Consider the following 19151-nt stretch of genomic DNA (forward strand, 5'->3'; position numbering starts at 1 on the left):
CGGGAGGCGGCGGCAGCCCGTCGTCGTACGGAAACCCATTTCAGATACAGAACCGTATTGGGATACAGTCTTGTATCCGACGGCGCATCAGGAGGCGATCACCATCACCAGGCGGCTCACCCGGCAGCAGAGCCGGGAACTCACCCGCGAGCAGCTGCTGCAGGCCGCGGCCGAACTCTTCGCCGAGCACGGCGTCAACGGCACCTCGGTCGAGCAGATCGTCGAGCGCGCCGGCTACACCCGCGGCGCGTTCTACGGCAACTTCGAGGGCAAGCACGAGCTCGTCCTGGCCCTGCTGGAGCAGCGCACCCAGCGCGAGCTCGAGGAGATGCAGGAGCTCAGCCGCGACGCCGGGTCGTTCGACAGCCTGATGGAGCACATGCGGTCCTGGTACCGCCGGCGCGACGAGACCCTCGGCAGCTGGCTCGCCCTGCGCACCGAGCTCTGGCTCTACGGCCTGCGCGACCCGGAGCTGCTGCCGCTGCTCGCCGACCGCGAGCGGCGTTCGCGCGCCGCGCTCGCCCACGCGCTGGAACAGGGCTTCGCCGCCCGCTCGGTCGCTCCCCCGGCCCCGGTCGAGTTCCTGGCCCTCGTCGTGCACGCGCTGGGCGACGGCCTGTCCATCCAGCGCGTGCTCTCCCCCGAGGACAGCGACATCGACACCGTCGCGAACGCCATCGAGCTACTGATGCGCTCGTGGAGCGCGCTCGCCCGGAACCCCGCGCCCGCCAAGGAAGCCTCCCGCCCGTCCCCCGGGCGTCCGACCACCAAGGGGCGGACGCCATCGATCGAGAAGCCGGAGAAGAACCCATGAGCAGCAAGGCAGGGCAGGCGGAGCAGCCGACCGCCGAACCGCCTGTCGCCTCCGACGCCCCCGCGCCGGACCCGAAGCGGTGGCTCGCGCTGGCCGTTCTGCTGGTCGCCACCTTCATGGACCTGCTGGACGTCAACATCGTCACCGTGGCGATCCCGACCATCCAGGGCGACCTCGGTGCGTCGGCCGTCGTCATCCAGGCGGTGACCGCCGGCTACACGCTGTCCTTCGCGGCCATCCTGATCACCGGTGGCAGGCTCGGCGACATCTTCGGCCGCAAGCGGATGTTCATGACCGGTGTCGCCGGGTTCGTCGTGGCCTCCGCCCTGTGCGCGGCCGCGCAGAACTCCGAGATGCTGGTTGCCTCCCGCATCCTCCAGGGTGTGGCCGCCGCGATCATGGTCCCGCAGGTCCTGGCGATCATCCACGTCACGTTCGCCCCGCAGGAGATCGGCCGCGTCGTCAGTCTGTACGCGGGCATGATCGGCCTGGCCATCGTCGCCGCCCCCATCCTCGGCGGCGCCCTGGTCGACTGGAGCCCGCTCGACCTCGGCTGGCGGAGCATCTTCGTGGTCAACCTGCCGGTCGGCGCGGCCGCCCTGATCGGGGCCGCGAAGTGGATGAAGGAGTCGAAGTCCCCGCACGCGATGCGGCTGGACCTGATCGGCATGCTGCTCGCGATCGTCGGTCTGCTCCTGCTGATGCTGCCGCTCATGCTCGGCCGTGAACTCGACTGGCCCGCCTGGAGCATCACCTGCCTGTTCGGCGCCGCACCCGTCATCGTGGGCTTCGTCTTCTACGAGCGGTACAAGACCCGCAAGGACGGATCCCCGCTGGTGATCCTCTCGCTGTTCCAGGTCCGCGCGTTCGGCGCCGGCGTCGCGGCGCAGATGCTCTTCAGCGCCGTCCCGGCGGGCTTCTTCCTCAGCTGGACGCTCTACCTCCAGGGCGGCCTGGGCTGGTCGGCGCTGCACACCGGTCTGACCGCGATCCCGTTCTCGCTCGGGGTCCCGATCGTCGGCACGATCGCGGTGCGCACGCTCTTCCCCCGGTACGGGCGGTACACCCTGGTGGCGGGCGCCCTGATGATGGTGCTCGGCATCGCCTCCTACGCCTGGGTCGCGAACCACGCCGGGGGCGACATCACCTCCTGGCACGCCGTCCCGTCCATGCTCCTGCTCGGCTCCGGCATGGGTCTGCTGATGGCCCCGCTGACCGGTCTGATCCTGCGCGAGGTCAAGCCGCAGGAGGCGGGCGCAGCGTCCGGCATCATCAACGCGACCGGTCAGCTCGGCGCGGCCCTCGGCGTGGCGATCATCGGCGGTGTCTTCTTCTCCGCCCTGGCGAGCAACGCGGGCCCGCAGGCCGACAAGGTCATCCCGGCCGTCCAGGCGGTGGCACCGGCCCAGGCCGGAGCGATCCGGACCTGCGCGACCGACTCGCTCGGCCAGCCCGACCTGACCAAGGTGCCCGAGAGCTGCACCACGCTGCTCGCGAGCGCCCCCGGCACCAGCCAGGACTCCGGCGCCGACGTCAAGGCGATCGGCACCGCCCTCGGACAGATCCGCTCCAAGACCTTCATCGCCACCTACAGCGAGGCGCTGTACTGGGCGGCCGGCGGACTGGTGCTCGTCACCGGCCTGCTGTTCCTCCTGCCGCACCGGACGCACCGGCCGGAGCAGAAGTGAGCCTCGGCAGCCGAAGGGGTGTTCGCCCCCGGCTGCTAGGCTGACCTGCTGCCTTGTCATCTACTGACGTGCGGTCAACTCCGCTGCGCGCGCCCGCGGATCGCGGGCCGACGACCGAATCCACACCTGGAGAACCACAGTTATGAGCGGTACAACCTACCAGGTCATCACCCACGGCAAGTTCGCCGAGCTCACGGATGAACAGCGTGCGTCCCTGGTCGCCCAGGCGGGCGACCACGACCTGTTCAAGGCCAGGTTCACCGAGGAGGGCACCATCACCTACGAGCCGGCCCTGCTCACCTTCACCTTCCGGGTCCTCATCCCGGCGACCGAGGAGGACACCGAGGACCTCGTGCTGGGCCAGGCCGAGGAACTGGCCGCGGCCGCCATCCGCAAGCTCGGGGGCGAGTACCGCGACCTCCGGTCGGTCTCCACCGACCTGTCCAAGATCAAGGTCAAGCGCAAGGGCCGCTGAACCCCGGCTGGGAACCGGCCCCTGCCGGGCGCACGGGCCGGCAGGCTTCGGAAAGGATGCGTTCTCTCTCATGACACCCGAACAACTCGCCATCGAACTGGCCGATCCGGTACTGCGCCGGGTGTTCTCGGCGGTCGCCCTCGGCGCGTCGACCTCCTCGGAGATCCTCTCCACCTCGGGGCTCGCCGCACCGCAGGCCGCCAAGGCCATCGGACGGCTCGTCCGCAGCGGGCTGCTCGTCCAGGGGCGCGGCTCGCTGGCGCTGGACGACGACGCCCTCGCCGCGGCCGCGGAGACTGCCGCCCGGCGGGTGGCGGAGGAGACGGCAGCCGACCAGCCCGACCCGCAGCTGCGCGGCCACATCCGCGGCGGCGTCCTGGTCAACGTGCCGGAGCAGGACGACGCCCGGCTCGCGGTGCTCGGACACGTCGCCGAGAGCACCTTCACCGCTGGCGACGAGTATGACGAGCGGACGGTGACCGACCGCCTGCAGCCGTGGTGCGAGGGCGGCGCGCTGGACGCCGTCTCGCTGCGGCGCACCCTCGTCGACGACGGGCTCCTGGCCCGGGAGTCCAACCGCTACCGGCTCGCCGCCCCGGTGGGCAGCGCCGGATGAAGACCGGCGGAAGGCCCCGCACCCGGAACGCGGGGCCTTCCGCCTCCTCCTTGCCGGGGCCCGTCGAGACGGGCCCCGGCCCCTCAGATCCCGGCCGGCACCGGCCTCGGTCGGCGCACCGCGTCCAGCACGGCCTCCTGGTACGGCGTCAGCGCCGACGCGGTCCCGGCGGGCGGGAACAGCGCCGCCCAGTTCGGCCGGAACCCGCAGAGGTGGAGTGTGCCCAGCGAGTCGAGCACCGAGCGGCGCTCGGCGCGCCGACGGCCCGAGGGCAGCAGCCGACCGGTCCGCTCGCCGTGCTCCAGCGTCTGCCGGATCGGGCTGAGCAGCACCGGGTGGGTGCTGACCTCGACGAACACCTCGTGGCCGGCCTCGTGGAGCCCCTCCACCGCGGCGGCGAGCCGGACGGGCTCCCGGAGGTTGCGCATCCAGTAGCCGGCGCCGAGTTCCGTCCCCGGCACCGGCTCGGCCGTCACCGTCGAGTACATCGGCACCCGCGTCGAGGCCGGCCGCAGCGAGCGCAGAGCGGCCCTCAGGTCATCCTGCAGCTCGTCGACGTAGTGGCTGTGCGAGGCGACCGTGCCCTTGATCACCCGGCAGTAGACGTCCCGCCGCTCCAACTCCTCCACCAGCGCGGCGAGTGAGTCCGCATCACCGGCCAGTACCGTCGAACGGGGGCTGTTCTCCCCGGCGACGCTGATCCGGCCGCCGCTGGCCGCGGCCACCACGTGGGCCTCGGCGGGCGGGAGCTCCGTGGTGGCCAGCGCCCCCTTGCCCACGATCCGGCGCAGCAGCGCGCTGCGCCGGCACGCGATCATCAGGGCGTCCCGCAGGGGCAGTGCGCCGGCGGTGTACGCGGCGGCGATCTCCCCCATGCTGTGGCCGACCACCGCGTCCGGCGTCACGCCCCAGCTGCGCCACAGCGCCACCAGGGCGATCTGCAGGGACACCATGGTCGGCTGCAGGACGTCGATCTCCCCCAGCCTGGACGCCGTGGCGTCCAGGCCGAGCTGCTCCACGACGGAGAAGCCGGCGAACTCCCGGACCTCCCGGTCGCAGCGGTGCAGGGCGTCGCGGAACACCGGCTCGGTGGCGAGCAGTTCGCGCCCCATCCCGTACCACTGGGCGCCCTGGCCGGCGAAGACGAACACCAGCCCGGGAGGCCGGGCGGGGGCCTCCGGGAGGCTTCCCCTGCCCTCCGCCGCGCTCGACTCGTCGAGCCGCTCGGCGAGTTCCCCGTACGACTCGACGGCGAAGGCGACCCGGTGCGGGCCTTCGGAGCCGGTCGCGGCGTCCCGGCAGTAGTGGGCCAGCGGGGGCAGGTCGCGCCCGGCCCGGATCCGCTCCCGGTGGGCGAGCAGCGCCGCCCGGAGCCGGTCCTCGGTGTCGGCCGCGACGGCGAACAGCCGTGCGTTCACGTCTCCCTCTCTCGGTCCGGGTGGCGGGGCGCCGGGGGCCGGCGCCCCGCCGGGCGGTGTCATCGGCGGACGGCGATCTGGTGGCGGTAACTCTCCATCGGCAGCCCGCTCATCCACGGCACCACACCGATCCGGCTGAGCGCCCTGATCGTGGAGTTCGGCTGGTAGCCGGCGAACATGCCGCCGAACATGAGGATCTGGCTGTGCGCCACGATCTGGCGCATCAGCGGGTTGAGCCGCTGGCGCTCCAGCTTCTTGCGGAAGTGGCTGCCCTGCGCCATCCGCCGCCGCACCGCCGCGCGGACCTCGGCGGAGATGTCGTGGTCGGTGGTCCACTCCAGCTCGTCGATCTCCGCGGCGCTCTTGCGCATGGCCGTGTAGCGCTGGCGGGTGAACACGTCGATGTGGCTGAGGTGGCCGCCCGGGCGCAGCACCCGCGCGGCCTCGCGCAGGAACCTGCCGAGGTCGGGGTAGGTGTGCGAGCTCTCGATGTTGACGAGCACGTCCACCGACGCGTCTTCGAACGGCAGGTCCTCGGCGTCGCCGTGGACGAACCGCAGGCCGCTCCCCCGGGCGAGGGTCGCGGTGGCCCGGGTGATCGCCCTGGGCGACAGGTCGAGACCGGTCATCCGGGCCTCGGGGACGATCCTGGAGAGGAAGTTCAGGCCTTCCCCGATGCCGCAGCCGACCTCCAGGACGTCCCGGCCCGCGAGGCCGTCGAGCTCGACCGGGAGGTCGCGCAGGGCGAGGAAGTACAGCTGCTCGCTGAAGCCGTCGGTCCACGGCTCGCCGAACCCGGGCACCCGGGCCCGGATCTCCTCGACGAGCTTGGCGTCGTACATGCCCCAGTTCCAGAGGTCGCCCCCGGCGGAGAGGGCGGCGGCCATGTCGTAGATGGTGGAGCTGGCCGACTTCATCCCGGCGGCCTTCTGGCCCTGGCGGGGTGTGCTGGACTCGTCGAGATTGATGTCCGCGAGGCCGCTGGTGAAGGCGGTCATGATCTCGGGGGTGGCAGTCATGTGCGCTCTCCGGAGGGCGGGTTGGGGGCGGTCACGCGCTGACGGTGTCGCCGCGGACCAGGGCGAAGCCTTCGGGCACGTCGGCCGGGTCGCTGCCGGTCGCGACCGGCCGGTTGTCCGCGTCGACGAACACGATGCTGGGTTCGTACGAGCGCGCGTGTTCCTCGCTCATGGAGGCGTAGGCGATGATGATGACCGTGTCGCCGGGGCTGATGAGCCGGGCGGCGGCGCCGTTGATGCCGATGATCCCGCTGTCGGCCTCGCCCTCGATGACGTAGGTGCTCAGGCGGGCGCCGTTGTCGACGTCGACGACGTCGACCTTCTCGCCGGGCCAGAGGTTCGCGGCCTTCATCAGGGTGGCGTCGATGGTGATCGAGCCGACGTAGTGCAGGTCCGCCTGTCGCACCGTCGCGCGGTGGATCTTGGACTTGAGCATTTCGCGGTACAGCATGGTCTCCCCGTTCACCAGGTCACCGGCAGCTCGTGGACGCCGTAGATGATCATCTCCGCCCGGGTGCGGATCTCCTCGGCCGGGACGGCGAGGCGCAGCTCCGGCAGTCGCGCGGCCAGGCGCTCGAAGGCGATCCGCAGCTCCAGCCGGGCGAGCTGCTGCCCGACGCACTGGTGGATGCCGTACCCGAAGGCCAGGTGCGGCACCGGCTCCCGGGTGATGTCGAGCCGGTCCGGGTCTGCGCAGAGCGCGGGGTCGCGGTTGGCCGCGGCGAGCGACATCGAGACCGCGTCGCCGGCGGCCATCCGGTGACCGTCGAACTCCAGGTCCTCGCCGGCCGCGCGGATCGCGCCCCCGTGGACGACCGTCAGGTAGCGCAGCAGTTCCTCGACGGCCTTCGGGGCCAGCGACGGGTCGGCGGCCAGCGCGGCGTACTGCTCCGGGTGTTCGAGCAGCGCGAAGGTCCCCAGGCCGATCATGTTGAGGCTGGTGTCGTAGCCGGCGACGAGCAGCACGCTGCCGACCGTGGCGAGCTCCTCGTCGGTGAGGTCGCCCCCGGCGACGAGCGTGCCGAGCAGGTCGTCGGCGGGCTCGGCGCGCTTCGTCTGGACCAGCCGCACCAGCTGGGCCCCGATGTTCTGCCAGCCCGCGATCGCCTCCTCGGCGCTGGAGTGCACGGTGAACAGCGACTGGACGGCCTTGCCGAACTCCTCGCGCTGCTCGGTCGGCACGCCGAGCAGTTCGCAGATCGCGGCGGCGGCCACCGGCTCGGCGAACGCCTGGACCAGGTCGACCGGCCCGCCGCGGGCCACCATCTCGTCGAGGTGGTGTTCCACCAGCTCGGTCATCCACGGTTCCATCGTCCGGGTGCGGCGGGCCGAGAACCACGAGGCGACCTGGCGCCGGTAGCGGGTGTGCTCCGGCGGGTCCATCGCGGTGAACATGCCCGGCGGGATCTCGGTGCGGGCCGCGGCCATCGGCAGCGGGATGGGCGTGCGCAGGAGGTCCCCGCGCGAGCTCATCCGACGCTCCGTCAGCAGCCGGCGGACCTCGTCGTAGCCGGTGACCAGCCAGCCGGTGTGCCCGTCCGGGAACACCATCCGGGCGACCGGGTGCTCGGCGCGCAGCTCCGCGAGCCCCACGGCCGGGTCGAAGGGACAGCGGCCTCGGCTCATCGGCAGGCCGTCGACGGTGGGGATGCGGGTGGCGTCGCTCATCACTTCTCTTCCTCCGGTGACAGCAGCACCGGGAACCGTTGCATGGCCAGCAGGTAGCGCGGCGCGATCTCCGCCGGGTCGACGGCCGGCCGCAGGTCGGGGAACCGGTCGAACAGGCTGGTCAGGGCGATCTCACCCTCGATCAGGGCGAGGCTGCCCCCCAGGCAGTAGTGGGCGCCGCGGCCGAAGCCCAGGTGCGGGTTGTGCTCGCGGGTGAGGTCCAGGCGTTCCGGGTGCTCGAACTCCTCCGGGTCGCGGTTGGCGGCCGCCAGCACCACCTGGATGGCCTCGCCCGGCTGCACCGTCACCCCGCCGATCTCGACCGGCTCGGTGGCGAAGCGGCGGAAGGTGTGCTTCACCGGCGCGGTGTGGCGCACCAGTTCGGCCACCGCGCGGTCGCCGATCTCGGGGTTCTCCTTCAGCAGCCGCAGCTGGTCGGGGTGCTGGAGGAGGGTGAGGGCGCCGAGCGCGACGAGGTTGCGGACGGTCTCGTGGCCGGCCTGCACGAGGACCATGGCCAGCGCCACCAGCTCGTCGTCGTTCAGCCGCTCGCTGTCGTCCTCCTGCGCCTCGACGAGCTCGGAGATCAGGTCGTCCCTGGGCTCGGCCCGGCGGGCGTCGATCAGCTTCCGCGTCACCTCGGCCATGCCGCGCACGGCCGGGGCGAACTGCTCGGGGTTGGGCCGCAGGGCCTGGGCCAGCGTCTCGCTCCACTCCCGCCACTGCTCGCGGTACTCCTCGTCCACGCCGAGCAGCTCGCAGATGACGATGATGGCCAGCGGATGGGCGTAGTGCGCGATCAGGTCGGGCTCGGGCTCGGCCGCCAGGTCGTCCAGCAGGCGCTGGGCCACGCGGGCGATCGCCGGGGACAGCGCCTGCATCCGGCGCGCGGACAGTGCCCGGGTGACGAGCCGGCGCACCCGCATGTGGTCGGCGCCGTCCATGGTCAGCAGGGTCGAGTCGAACATGTCGACGATGTCCTCGGGGATGCCCCGGCTGAGCATGCTCGCCCGGTGCGAGTCACCCGGCGGGCGGCTGCGCAGGGTCGGCTCGCCCAGTACGGTCCTGACGTCCTGGTAGCCGGTGGCCACCCAGATGTCGGTGCCGTCGGCGAACTTGCCGCGGCAGACCGGGCGGGGGGCCGAGAGCCAGCGCTCGCCCGCCTCGGGGTCGGTGATGAACGCCGGGTCGGACAGGTCGAACTCGCTGGCGAGCGGGTCGGGTCCGCGGGTCCCGGCGGGTTCGTCGGCGTCGTGCGGGTGCTCGGGCACGGCGGTGTCGGTCATGGGTCAGCCTCGCTCTTCCTTCAACGTTTCGGTCGGGCCGGGGCGGCGCGGTGGGTCATGCGGCCGGGTCGGCGTCGGTGCCGACGGCGGCGGCCTCGGCCATCAGGCGGTCGGCCAGTTCGTCGGCGTGGCGGTCCCGCCAGTCGCGCAGCGGAGTGTGCGCCAGCCAGCGGTTGCACGCGCCCAGTGCCGGGCCGCAGGGGATCTGGTAGTCGGCGACCCGGTCCGGTGCGCCCTCGATGGCCCAGGCGCTCGCCTGCGCGCAGTACCAGCGGAAGACCAGCGCCATCCGCCGCTTGGGGTCGGTCCCGGGTTCGGCGGTGCGGCCGAGCCGTGCGTACACCTCGTCGAACGGGGCGCCGAGGTAGTCGCGCTCCACCTTGGCCCGCACCGCGGCGGGAACGGCGTCCCAGGAGTCGTGGTTGCGCCACAGGTCGTAGAGCTTGGTCGCCCTGGCGTGGAACAGCACGCCGCGGCGGAACACCCGGGCACGGCCCCCGAGTTCGAACAGCCCGCCGTACGGCGCGAACGCCGTGTCGTGCACGTCGGCCTGCTGCAGCAGGTCCTTGGCCGCCGGGCTGATCCCGCTCTCGGCCGTGCACAGGTTGACCGAGCCGGTGAGGACGAAGTCGGCGCCGAGGACGAAGGCCGCCGCCGCCGACTCCGGTGCGCCGATGCCGCCGCCGGCCCCGATCCGCACGGCCTGCGCGACCCCCCCGAGCTCCGAGCGCAGTCGGCGCAGCGAGGGCAGCAGCGCCCACAGGGCCGCCAAGTCCGAGTGGTCACCGGCGTCGCCGACCGCGCAGACGTCGTCCGCCAGCGCGACGCGCTCGCCGGCCGCCGCCTCCTCGGCGGTGAGCAGCCCCTCGGCCACCAGCTGCCGCGCGAGCGCGGCGGGCGGCGGCGAGAGGAACAGGCGCGCCGCGTCCGGGCGGGTCACCTTGGCCAGCAGCTTGCGGGGCACGTGGACGGTGCCGTCCGGCAGTACCCGGGCGCCGGTGAGGCGGTGCCGCACCAGGGCGGGCGTCACCTCGACGTGCGTCGCGGCCTCCACGAACCGGACGTCGTGCCGGATCAGCACGTCGACCAGCTCGTCCTCCGCTCCCGGGTCGAACGGGTCGTGCGTGACGTTGACGCCGAACGGCGCGCCGGCCGGGGTGAGGTCCCGGATCCGGGCCACCGCCGTGCCCACCTCGGCCGCGGGGAGTCCGGCGGCGCCGAAGAAGGAGAGCAGGCCGGCCTTCGCCATCCGGGCGACCAGGTCCACCGAGCCGATGCCGAGGCGCATCCCGCCCGCCGCGTAGGCGAGGCGGACCCCGTAGGCACGGCGGAAGGCTGCCGACCCCAGCCCCCCGGGGCTTCGGACGGCCTGCGCCGTCGGGGCCGGTGCGGGCTCCGGGCGGGCCGCGGCAAGGGGCCGCGCCGCCTCGGCGGCCCGGTCGTCCGCGGCCGGGAGCGCGGAGGCCGGGAGCGGGGCGGCCTCGGTCCGGATGCGGTCGACGAGCTTCGTCAGCACCTGCCCGGGGCCGAGCTCCCGCACCCGGAATTCCCCCAGCCCCATGAGCAGCCGGATGCTGTCCGTCCAGCGGACCGGCGAGACGATCTGCCGGCGGAGCGTGGCGGCCACCTCGCCCGCCCGGTAGGGCCTGGCCTCGACGTTGCCGATCACCGGGATCTTGGGCGCGGCGAAGGTGGTGGCATCGAGCAGCCGTCCGAACTCCTCAGCGGCCTGCGCCATGTAGCGGCTGTGGAACGGCGCGCTGACGTTGAGCGGTGCGCAGCGGGCGCCCGCCTCCTTCAGCAGCGGCAGCGCCCGGTTGACGGCCTCCACCGGGCCGGCGATCACCGTCTGGGTGGGCGCGTTGTCGTTGGCGAGGTCGAGCTCGTCGAGGGCGTGGTCCCGGAGCACCTGCCGGACGAGCCCGGCATCGACGCCGGAGACCGCGGCCATCGTGCCGCCGGTCACCTCGCCCATCAGTCGGCCGCGCTCGGCGACCAGCCGCAGCCCGGTCTCGAAGTCGTACACCCCCGCGGCGAACAGGGCGACGAACTCGCCGAGGCTGTGGCCGAGGACGTAGTCGGGCAGCCGGCCGCCCTCCTGCACGGCCGCCAGCCAGGTGAGCGCGTTGACGACGTACAGCGCGGGCTGGGTGTAGCGGGTGTCGCGCAGGTTGCGGCCCGGGTCCTCCAGGCACAGTTCGCGGACGGAGTAGCCGAGCACGGCGTCGGCCCGGGCCACCAGGTCGGGGAACCGGTCGAACACCTCCCGGCCCATGCCCTTGGCCTGCGCTCCCTGCCCGGGGAAGACCCAGACGTCGAGCGTCTTCGGGTCGACGGAGGGTCTGGCGGGCACTGCCGCCGGAGCGGTCACGGGTGTCACCTCGGTTCTTCGTGTGGGGGTGGCGAGCGCGGGGCGTGCGTCGAGCACGGCCCGGTGGAGCGCCTCCTCGCGGGCGTACGGGGACAGCAGCGGCATGACCCGGGACGCGCTGCCCTTCGGCAGGGCCGCGCGCACCAGGTTGGCCATCGACCCGGACGGCCCGAGGTCCAGGAAGAGCAGGTCGTCCCGGGCCAGCAGCGGGCCGAGCGCCGTCGTCAGGTCGAACGGTTCGCGCAGGACCCGCCACAGGTGGGTCGGGTCGATCATCTGCACGGCCGTCCCGGTGGTGCCGGAGATCAGCGGCGTCGTCGCGGGCCTGGTGGTCAGCGAGCCGACCAGGTCCTTGAAGGCGCCCTCCATCGGGTCGATCAGCGGCGAGTGGAAGGGGTAGAGGACGGGCAGCCGCTGGCAGAGCGTGCCCGAGGCCTGCAGGTGGCGCTCGATCCGGTCCAGTTCCCCGGCCGTCGAGGCGAGGACGAAGTTCTCCGGTGAGTTCACCGCGGCCACGTGCGCCCGGGCGAGGGCCGGGTCCCGCCGGGCGAGGCCGACGTCGGCGAGCACCGCGAGCATGCCCCCGCGGGGGCACTCCGCCTCGAAGAGTTCCACCTGCCGCAGCAGGGAGGCCAGGCACTCCTCGGGGGCGAGGACGCCGGCCACCGCGGCCGCCGCGACCTCGCCCAGGCTGGCGCCGAGCACCGCCCCGGGCTCGAAGCCGTACGAGCGCAGCATCCGCGCCAGGGCGTACTCGACCATGAAGATGGCCGGCTGGGTCAGCGCCAGCCGCGTCATCGGCCGCTCGGGCCCGTGGTCGCCGCCGTGGATGGCGGCGACCACGGAGTCGCCCCGGGTGTCGCGGACGACGGCGTCCAGGGAGTCGAGGGTGTCCCGGAACACGGCGTCGGCCCCGTAGAGCCACTTGCCCATGCCGTGGTACTGGGAGCCCTGACCCGCGAACAGGAAGACCGGTGTGAGCATGGTCAGGAGGCGCGCAGGGCTGCTTCGAGGACCTTGTGGCCGGTGGGCAGCTGGGTCACCGACTCGACGGTGAAGCCGCCCTCCTCCAGGGCCCGGCGCAGCGCCGGCTCGTCCAGGCCGAGGGTGCCCTCGTCGCACGCCACCGCCTGGAACATCGCGCGCCAGCCGTCGATGTCGTTCTCCACCAGCGGCTCCAGCACGAGCAGCCGGGCGCCGGCCGGGCTCTCGGCCATCGCGGTGGCGATGGTCCGCAGGATGCGCACGCAGTTGTCGTAGGTCCAGTCGTGCAGCACGTTCTTCAGCAGGTAGCGGTCGGCCCCGGCGGGGACGGACGCGAAGAAGTCGCTGGGCACGTAGCTGATCCGGTCGAGCACCTCCTGGTCGCCGACCCGGCCGAGGGCGTCCTTGCCCCGGCTGCAGACGCTGGCCCGGTCGGCGACGACGCCCTGGAGCCCGGGGTTGGCCGCGAGGATGCCCGGGAGCAGGCCGCCGCTGCCGCCGCCGACGTCGACGACGGTCGAGGCGCCGGCGAAGTCGTGCTGCTGGACCAGGAAGTGGGCGACCGGCGCGGCCAGGTCCACCATGCCCTGGTCGAACAGCTCGGCGGTGTCGGGGTGGGTCTCCAGGTACGCGTACAGCGACTCCCCGAACACCTCCTGGAACCCGGAGCGGCCGGTCTTGACGGTGTGCATCAGGCCGCCGAAGGCGTCGTCGTACAGCTCGGCGGAGAGGATCGCGAAGTGGCGCTGGGTGAACGGGTGGTCGGCCCGGAGCGGCTCGTAGGTCTCGGCGAGCTTGAACTTCTCGCCGTCCCGCTCCAGGACGCCCGGCACGGTGAGCATCTGCAGCAGGCGGTACAGCACGTCGGGGTCGGTCTCGGTGCGCTTGGCCAGCTCGGCGGCGGTCATCGACCCGCCGTCGAGGATGTCCGCTATCTCCAGCCGGGCGGCGACGGCCAGCGCGCGGGCGAACCAGCCGCTGACGGCCAGCTTGAGGATCTCCATGGGGTGTGGCTCCTTCGAGGTCCGGTCAGGCGCTCCGGCGCAGCCGGTCGACCAGCGCGGAGGGGGTCGGGTTTTCGAACATGTCGGTCAGTGCGAGCCGGACGCCGGTGAGGTCCCGGATCCGCTGGGCGAGCACGACGGCCAGCAGCGAGTGCCCGCCGTTGGCGAAGAAGTTCGCTCCGGCGTGGAGGTCCTGGCGTTCCAGCAGCTCGGCGAAGAGGCCGGTGATCGTCTCGGTCAGCTCGTCGTCCGCCGCCGCGGTGCGGTCGGTGGCGGCGGCCGGGCCCTGGTCCTGCGCCGCGAGGGCGGCGAGGGCCAGGTAGTCGACCTTGTCACTGCCGGTGCGCGGGAACGCGTCCACGGCGACGAACCGGTGCGGGATCACCGAGCGCGGGAGCAGCTTGTGCGCGTGGTCCCAGAGTTCGTCGACGGCCTCGGGCCGGTGCGGCACCCGGACGAACGCCGCCAGCGAGCCGTCCGCCCCGGGGTCGCCGACGACGACCACGGCCGCAGCCTCGACGTCGGGGTGGGCGACCAGCACGGCCTCCACCTCGGCCAGCTCCACGCGGTTGCCGCGCAGCTTGACCTGGCGGTCGGTCCGCCCGTACAGGTCGATCCGGCCGTCCGGCCGCCAGCAGGCGACGTCCCCGGAGCGGTGGAAGCGGCCGTACTCGGCGTTCTCGCCGAAGCGCTCGCCGGTCAGCGCGGGCCGCCGGTGGTAGCCTTCGGCGACGCCGACCCCGGCCACGCAGAGCTCGCCGCGCAGGCCGATCGGCAGCGGTCGGCCGTGCGGGTCGGCGATGAAGATCCGGGTGTTGGTGACGGGCGAGCCGACGTCCACCCGGCCGGTGCGGTCGGCGGTCATCCGGCCGGCCGTCGCCCAGATCGTGCTCTCGGTCGGCCCGTAGACGTTCCAGAGGTCGGCGCCGGCCGCGAGCAGCGTGTCGGCCAGCTCGGCGGGCAGCGGCTCGCCGCCGGTCAGGATGGTCCGGCCGGCCGTCAGGTCGGCGGCCTCCCGGACGACCAGCCGCCAGGTGGTCGGGGTGGCCTGCAGGAAGCCGATGTCGTGGGCGGTGACGGCCGCCGCCAGCAGGGCGCCGTCGGTGCGCGCCTCGTCGGGGAGCACCACGGTGTGGCCGCCGTGCAGCAGCGGCATCATCAGTTCGAGCGAGGACGTGTCGAAGCTGTACGTGCTCAGCCAGCCGGTCGGCCGGGGGGAGCCGGCCACGCCGAACCGTTCGGCGTAGTCGACGATGTGGTTGACCAGGCTGCGGTGCCGGATGGGGATGCCCTTGGGCCGGCCGGTCGAGCCGGAGGTGTAGATCAGGTAGGCCAGGTCGTCGGGCTCGACGACCACGGCGGCCACGTCGACCGGCACCTCGGGGGCCGTGGCGCAGTCGGGCGCGGCCACCGGACGGGGACCGTCCGGCGCGGTGATCCCCGTGCCGACGATCACGGTACGGGCACCCGCGTCGTCGAGCTGGTGGGCCAGCCGCTCCTCGGGGTGGTTCGGGTCGAGCGGCAGGTAGGCCGCGCCCGCGAGCCAGGTGCCGAACACCGCGGCCGCGAGGGCCGCGCCGCGCGGCAGCAGCAGGGCGACGACGTCCCCGCGCCGCACCCCGGCCTCCGTCAGCCGGGCGGCCGTGTCGACGGCGGCCGACCACAGTGCGCCGTACGTCACCGCGCTGTCGCCGTCGCGGACGGCCAGGGCCTTCGGCTCGGCGGCGGCGCGCCGGGCGAAGCCAGCGAGCACCGACGGCGGTTCGACGGCGCGTCCGGTCGCGTTGGCGGCGTCGATGACCGCGCGGTCCTGCGCCGACCAGGTCGGCAGCGAGGCGATCGGCGCGTCCGGTTCGGCACCCACCGCGACCAGAAGCGCGTCGTAGCGGCTGACCATCAGTTCGACGTCGGATCGATCCAACACGCCGGTGTAGAACACCGCGCGCACGGTGGCCTTGTCCTTGTCGGAGGAGACGAAGAATTCGAGGTCGAACTGGCTGAAACCGTTCTCCACGACGACGAGCTCGGCCTCGGTTCCGGCAATCGTGAAGGCCCGCTGATCCTCCACGTAGGGAACGTAGTTGAAAACGTGTTTGAACAGCACGTTGCGCCAACCGGAACCGTCCCGTTCGACGACGTCGAGCAGTTCGTCGGCGGACACGTCCTGATGGGCCATCGCCTCCAGGAAGGTTCGACGGGCCCGTGCGGCGAGGTCCCGGAAGCTCGCCTCCCGGTCGAGCAGCAGGCGCAGCGCGACGAGGTTGCTGTGGTAGCCGATCGCGTCCATCGCCTCCCGGGTGCGGGAGTTCACCGGCGAACCGATGGTCAGGTCCGGGCCGGCGCCGTGCGCGGCGAGGAGCACGGCGTAGGCGGTGAGCAGGACCACCGACTCCGGGGCCCGCAGCTCCCGCTGCAGGCGGCGCACCACCGCGTGGGCCTCGGGCGACAGCACGTGGGTGACCTCGTCGCCCTGCAGCGTGGTGACCGGCTGCTCGGCGCGCTCGCACCACAGCTCCAGCCCGGAGGACCGGAATCCGGCCATGGTCTCGGCCCAGTACCGGCGGCTCTTCTCCGACGGCTCGGGCTCGTGCCAGGCGGGCACCTCGACGGGCTCGGGATGCTCGCCGGCGAGCACCGCATCGTACAGCGTGACGAACTCGGCTCGCAGGATCGCCGTGGACTGGACGTCCGACACCGCGTGGTGCAGGGCCAGGCAGTACACGTCGCGGTCCGGGCCGTGCAGCAGCAGGGCCCGCACGAGCGGGCTGCCGTCCGCGAGGAACGGCCGGGCGACGAAGGCGGTCAGGACGGCGAGCTCCTCGCCCTCGCCGAGGTCGGCCTCCTCCAGGTCCACGGCCAGGGAAGCCGGGACGGCCTTGGTGAGCGCGGCGTCGTCGCGGTGGAACACCGTCCGCAGCACTTCGAAGCGCTCCAGCAGGAGCTGAGTGGCCTTCGCGGAGACGGCGGGGTCGAGGCGGCCGCGCACCCGTAAGGCGAGCGACAGGTTGTTCGCTCCGCTCCCAGGGACAAGCTCGTCGAGCAACCAGAGGGTGGTCTCCTTGCGGGACGCGTGAACGGCCCCGCCCGGTATGTCGGGGCTCACGCGCCGCCCTCCAGCCGGGCGGCCAGCAGGCCGGCCACCGCCTCGGCGACGGCGGGAGTGCGCAGGAGGTCGCGGTGCTCGACCTCGAAGCGGCGCTCGTCCGCGATGGCGATGGGCGCGACGCCCGGCGTGGCGCGCATCCGGTTCAGGCCGCTGCGCTCGCTGGCGGAGGTGACCACCGTGGCGCGCGCCCAGCCCGTCCGCGGGTCGAGCCCGGAGGCGGCGCAGAGGTAGGCCATGAACGAGCCGACCATGGCGACCAGTTCATCGGCGTAGTCCTCGGCCAGCCCGGCCCGCCGCAGGGCGGCCATGCCGACCGGCTTGAACACCGCGTACAGCTCGGCCGCGAACTCGGCCGGCTCGATGCCGGGCTTGGCGGCGAGCTGCTCCGCCGTCTCGGACAGGCGGGTGATCTCCTCGCCCGTCAGGACGGCCGTCATGTTGCCGACCACCCGTCCGAACTGGAGGTGGGCGGTGGGCACGTCGACCAGCTCGGGGTCGAAGACGACGACCTCGGGGGCGGAGGGCTGACGCGCGGCGATCTTCTCAGCCAGGGCGCCCGCGAACACCGAGCCCGCGCAGTAGCCCATGACCGCCCGGACCGTCCGGCCGGACGCCTCGACCTCCGAAAGCCAGGCCTCCAGGTATCCGTCCGGTGAGGCGCCCGCCTCGGGGGCGCGAACCGGCGCGACCGTCTGCCACAGCGAGCAATCCAGATTCAGACCGGGCGCGAGCTCGGCAAATCCGCCCTCGTTCCGGCCGGTCACCGGGAAATCGGCGGCAAGAACGATGTCGGAGTCATTTCCCGCATCGAACACGACGTTCCACACGGCGGGATTAGGCATAATGATTCCCCCGATTGTCAATAACCAGTTACCGGGCAATTTCGCTTACCTGACTGACCATCATGGGCCCAAGCCATCCTGGATACTAGATCCACTCCACTCGTTCTGTCCACATCAATCAATCAAGATGAATCACCTCTCATCTCCCGGGAGGTCCCATACAGTTTTGAGCCAGGGTGAATGATTTCGGACAAGGATGACGAAAAATTCTAATTTTTACCCGTTGAACCAACGGGCCAAACATTCCCCGGCCCACGGCATGTAAAAGTCCCCGGGAAATCCCGGAACCCACTGCTCTCCCTCTCGGATCGCAGGTCCGGGGCATCCTCCGGATCAGACGGCCCGGACACGGGCCGTCGAGGGCGCCGAGCGGGTGCAGCATGACCATGCCGGTGGCCACGGCTCCGGTCTCCAACTCGCGGTCCACGACGCGCTGTAGGTGGGGACGGTACTGGCTCAGGATGTCGAGGCAGGCTGCGGACGTACTCAGGCCGCCGCTGCGATCGCGAAGGCTGCTTCGGCACCGCAGGATGGAGGGAGTGTCCGTTCGAGTGAGGAGGACGACGATGGCCGGTGAACTGCTGCGCAGGCGTGCGCACTGGTGGCCCTCGTTCCCGGACCTGTTCGAGGACTTCCCCTTCGAGCTGCGCATGTCCCCCGAGGAGCACGTCATCCGTGTGGAGGAGTCCGAGGAGGACGGCGCATTCGTGATCAAGGCCGAGCTGCCGGGGATCGACCCGGACAAGGACGTCGAGATCACCGTCGAGGGCGGCGTGCTGACCGTCCACGCCGAGCGTCGTGAGGAGAGGAAGGAGAAGCACCGCTCGGAGTTCCGCTACGGTTCCTTCACCCGCAGCATCCGGCTCCCGGAGGGATGCGAGGAAGGGGACATCACCGCCGGCTACGACAAGGGCGTGCTGACCGTGAAAGCACCCCTGCTCAAGGCGGAGATGAAGCAGCCACGGCGCATCGAGATCACCGGCGGCACCTGACGCCCCGGCGCGGCCGATCAGTGCGGACGCCGGTGGACGCGGTTCGCCGGCGTCCGGCTACTTGCCGAGCCGGCCGGACGCCCTCGCGGCGCCGCGTGCGGGTCGGCCCTTAGGCACCCGCGCCACTTTCCACGTGATGGATACGGGCGCCACATCAACGCTGCTGCACTCCTGCGGCCTCTGCCTGTCCTCTGCCTGTTCGCCGTTCGTGCCCGTCCGTCTGGCGGGTTGGGGCCGGTGGGCCCATGCCCGCTCCGGCGGATCCGCCGCACGCTGGAGGTGCTCCCGAGTCGAGGAGGGTGGTTGTCGTGCCGAATCTGGGAGTCGCCGTCGTGCGGCAGTACGAGCGTGGGGTGGTGTTCCGGCTGGGCCGGCTGCGCGGGGTGCGCGACCCCGGGATCCGGTTCATGATCCCGCTGGCCGACCGGATGTGGAAGGTCACCCTGCGCACGGTGACCATGCCGATCCCGTCCCAGCAGGTGATCACCCGGGACAACGTGTCCATCGGTGTCGCGGCGGTGGCCTACTTCCGCCGGGTGGACCCGGTGAAGTCGATCGTGGAGATCGAGGACGTGGCCAGCGCGGTCGGCCAGATCGCCCAGACGACCGTCCGCAACGTGGTCGGCCGCTCTCTGCTCGACCAGGTGCTCACCGACACCGAGACCCTCAACGAGCGGATCAAGGAGATCCTCGACGGCCTCACCCAGCAGTGGGGCGTCCTCGTCCTGCTGGTGGAGCTGAAGGACATCGAGCTCCCGCCGAGCATGCAGCGAGCGATGGCCCGGCAGGCGGAGGCCGAGCGCGAGAAGCGCGCCAAGATCATCGCAGCCGAGGGCGAGGCCCTCAGCGCCGACCGCCTCGCCGAGGC

At 72.4% G+C, this 19151-nt stretch carries 15 protein-coding genes and 1 pseudogene; 6 read left to right on the forward strand and 10 right to left on the reverse strand.

Going from position 1 to position 19151, the window contains the following annotated elements; all coding sequences use genetic code 11:
• Positions 1–70: 70 nt before the first annotated feature.
• The 4 genes from ACWC9T_RS23050 (at position 71) to ACWC9T_RS23065 (ending at position 3593) form a co-directional block, all read left to right on the forward strand.
• Positions 71–814, forward strand: a complete 744-nt coding sequence (locus ACWC9T_RS23050; protein ID WP_449822927.1) for a TetR/AcrR family transcriptional regulator — start codon at positions 71–73, stop codon at positions 812–814.
• On the forward strand, positions 811–2502 hold the full coding sequence (locus ACWC9T_RS23055) for an MFS transporter (RefSeq protein ID WP_449822928.1): 1692 nt from the start codon (positions 811–813) through the stop codon (positions 2500–2502). The genes ACWC9T_RS23050 and ACWC9T_RS23055 overlap by 4 nt, the downstream gene beginning before the upstream one ends.
• Positions 2503–2644: 142 nt before the next feature.
• A complete protein-coding gene (locus ACWC9T_RS23060) occupies positions 2645–2977 on the forward strand; it encodes a DUF6204 family protein (protein ID WP_449822929.1) in 333 nt (110 codons plus the stop codon).
• A gap of 70 nt (positions 2978–3047) precedes the next feature.
• Complete coding sequence (locus tag ACWC9T_RS23065; protein ID WP_449822930.1) at positions 3048–3593, forward strand: DUF2087 domain-containing protein; 546 nt, start codon at positions 3048–3050, stop codon at positions 3591–3593.
• Positions 3594–3676: 83 nt separating this feature from the next.
• Here ACWC9T_RS23065 and ACWC9T_RS23070 read toward each other — a convergent pair whose 3' ends face one another.
• The 10 genes and pseudogenes from ACWC9T_RS23070 to ACWC9T_RS23115 form a co-directional block, all read right to left on the reverse strand.
• Positions 3677–5011: an acyltransferase domain-containing protein gene (locus ACWC9T_RS23070; RefSeq protein ID WP_449822931.1), complete on the reverse strand. Its 1335-nt coding sequence runs from the start codon at positions 5009–5011 to the stop codon at positions 3677–3679.
• Positions 5012–5070: 59 nt separating this feature from the next.
• Complete coding sequence (locus ACWC9T_RS23075) at positions 5071–6030, reverse strand: class I SAM-dependent methyltransferase (protein ID WP_449822932.1); 960 nt, start codon at positions 6028–6030, stop codon at positions 5071–5073.
• Positions 6031–6061: 31 nt separating this feature from the next.
• A complete protein-coding gene (gene panD, locus ACWC9T_RS23080) occupies positions 6062–6478 on the reverse strand; it encodes an aspartate 1-decarboxylase (RefSeq protein ID WP_449822940.1) in 417 nt (138 codons plus the stop codon).
• A gap of 14 nt (positions 6479–6492) precedes the next feature.
• Positions 6493–7698, reverse strand: a complete 1206-nt coding sequence (locus tag ACWC9T_RS23085) for a cytochrome P450 (protein WP_449822933.1) — start codon at positions 7696–7698, stop codon at positions 6493–6495.
• On the reverse strand, positions 7698–8984 hold the full coding sequence (locus ACWC9T_RS23090) for a cytochrome P450 family protein (RefSeq protein ID WP_449822934.1): 1287 nt from the start codon (positions 8982–8984) through the stop codon (positions 7698–7700). Before ACWC9T_RS23090 ends, ACWC9T_RS23085 begins: the two co-directional genes overlap by 1 nt.
• A gap of 55 nt (positions 8985–9039) precedes the next feature.
• On the reverse strand, positions 9040–12339 hold the full coding sequence (gene fabD / locus ACWC9T_RS23095) for an ACP S-malonyltransferase (RefSeq protein ID WP_449822935.1): 3300 nt from the start codon (positions 12337–12339) through the stop codon (positions 9040–9042).
• A 2-nt stretch (positions 12340–12341) separates the two neighbouring features.
• Positions 12342–13031 carry a methyltransferase gene (locus ACWC9T_RS23100; protein ID WP_449822941.1) on the reverse strand — a complete coding sequence of 230 codons (690 nt, stop codon included), beginning with the start codon at positions 13029–13031 and terminating at the stop codon, positions 12342–12344.
• Positions 13032–13133: 102 nt separating this feature from the next.
• Positions 13134–13346: pseudogene (locus tag ACWC9T_RS23105) on the reverse strand (methyltransferase family protein); the annotation flags it as partial.
• A gap of 22 nt (positions 13347–13368) precedes the next feature.
• A complete protein-coding gene (locus ACWC9T_RS23110; RefSeq protein WP_449822936.1) occupies positions 13369–16446 on the reverse strand; it encodes a non-ribosomal peptide synthetase in 3078 nt (1025 codons plus the stop codon).
• On the reverse strand, positions 16443–17213 hold the full coding sequence (locus ACWC9T_RS23115) for a hypothetical protein (protein WP_449822937.1): 771 nt from the start codon (positions 17211–17213) through the stop codon (positions 16443–16445). Before ACWC9T_RS23115 ends, ACWC9T_RS23110 begins: the two co-directional genes overlap by 4 nt.
• A 644-nt stretch (positions 17214–17857) precedes the next feature.
• On the opposite strand from ACWC9T_RS23115, the gene ACWC9T_RS23120 reads away from it, so the two are divergent.
• A complete protein-coding gene (locus ACWC9T_RS23120) occupies positions 17858–18283 on the forward strand; it encodes an Hsp20/alpha crystallin family protein (protein WP_449822938.1) in 426 nt (141 codons plus the stop codon).
• A gap of 308 nt (positions 18284–18591) precedes the next feature.
• Positions 18592–19151 (forward strand): SPFH domain-containing protein (locus ACWC9T_RS23125; RefSeq protein WP_449822939.1); only part of this gene is annotated, 560 nt, incomplete at its 3' end.

The organism is Kitasatospora sp. NPDC001159, assembly GCF_053598235.1.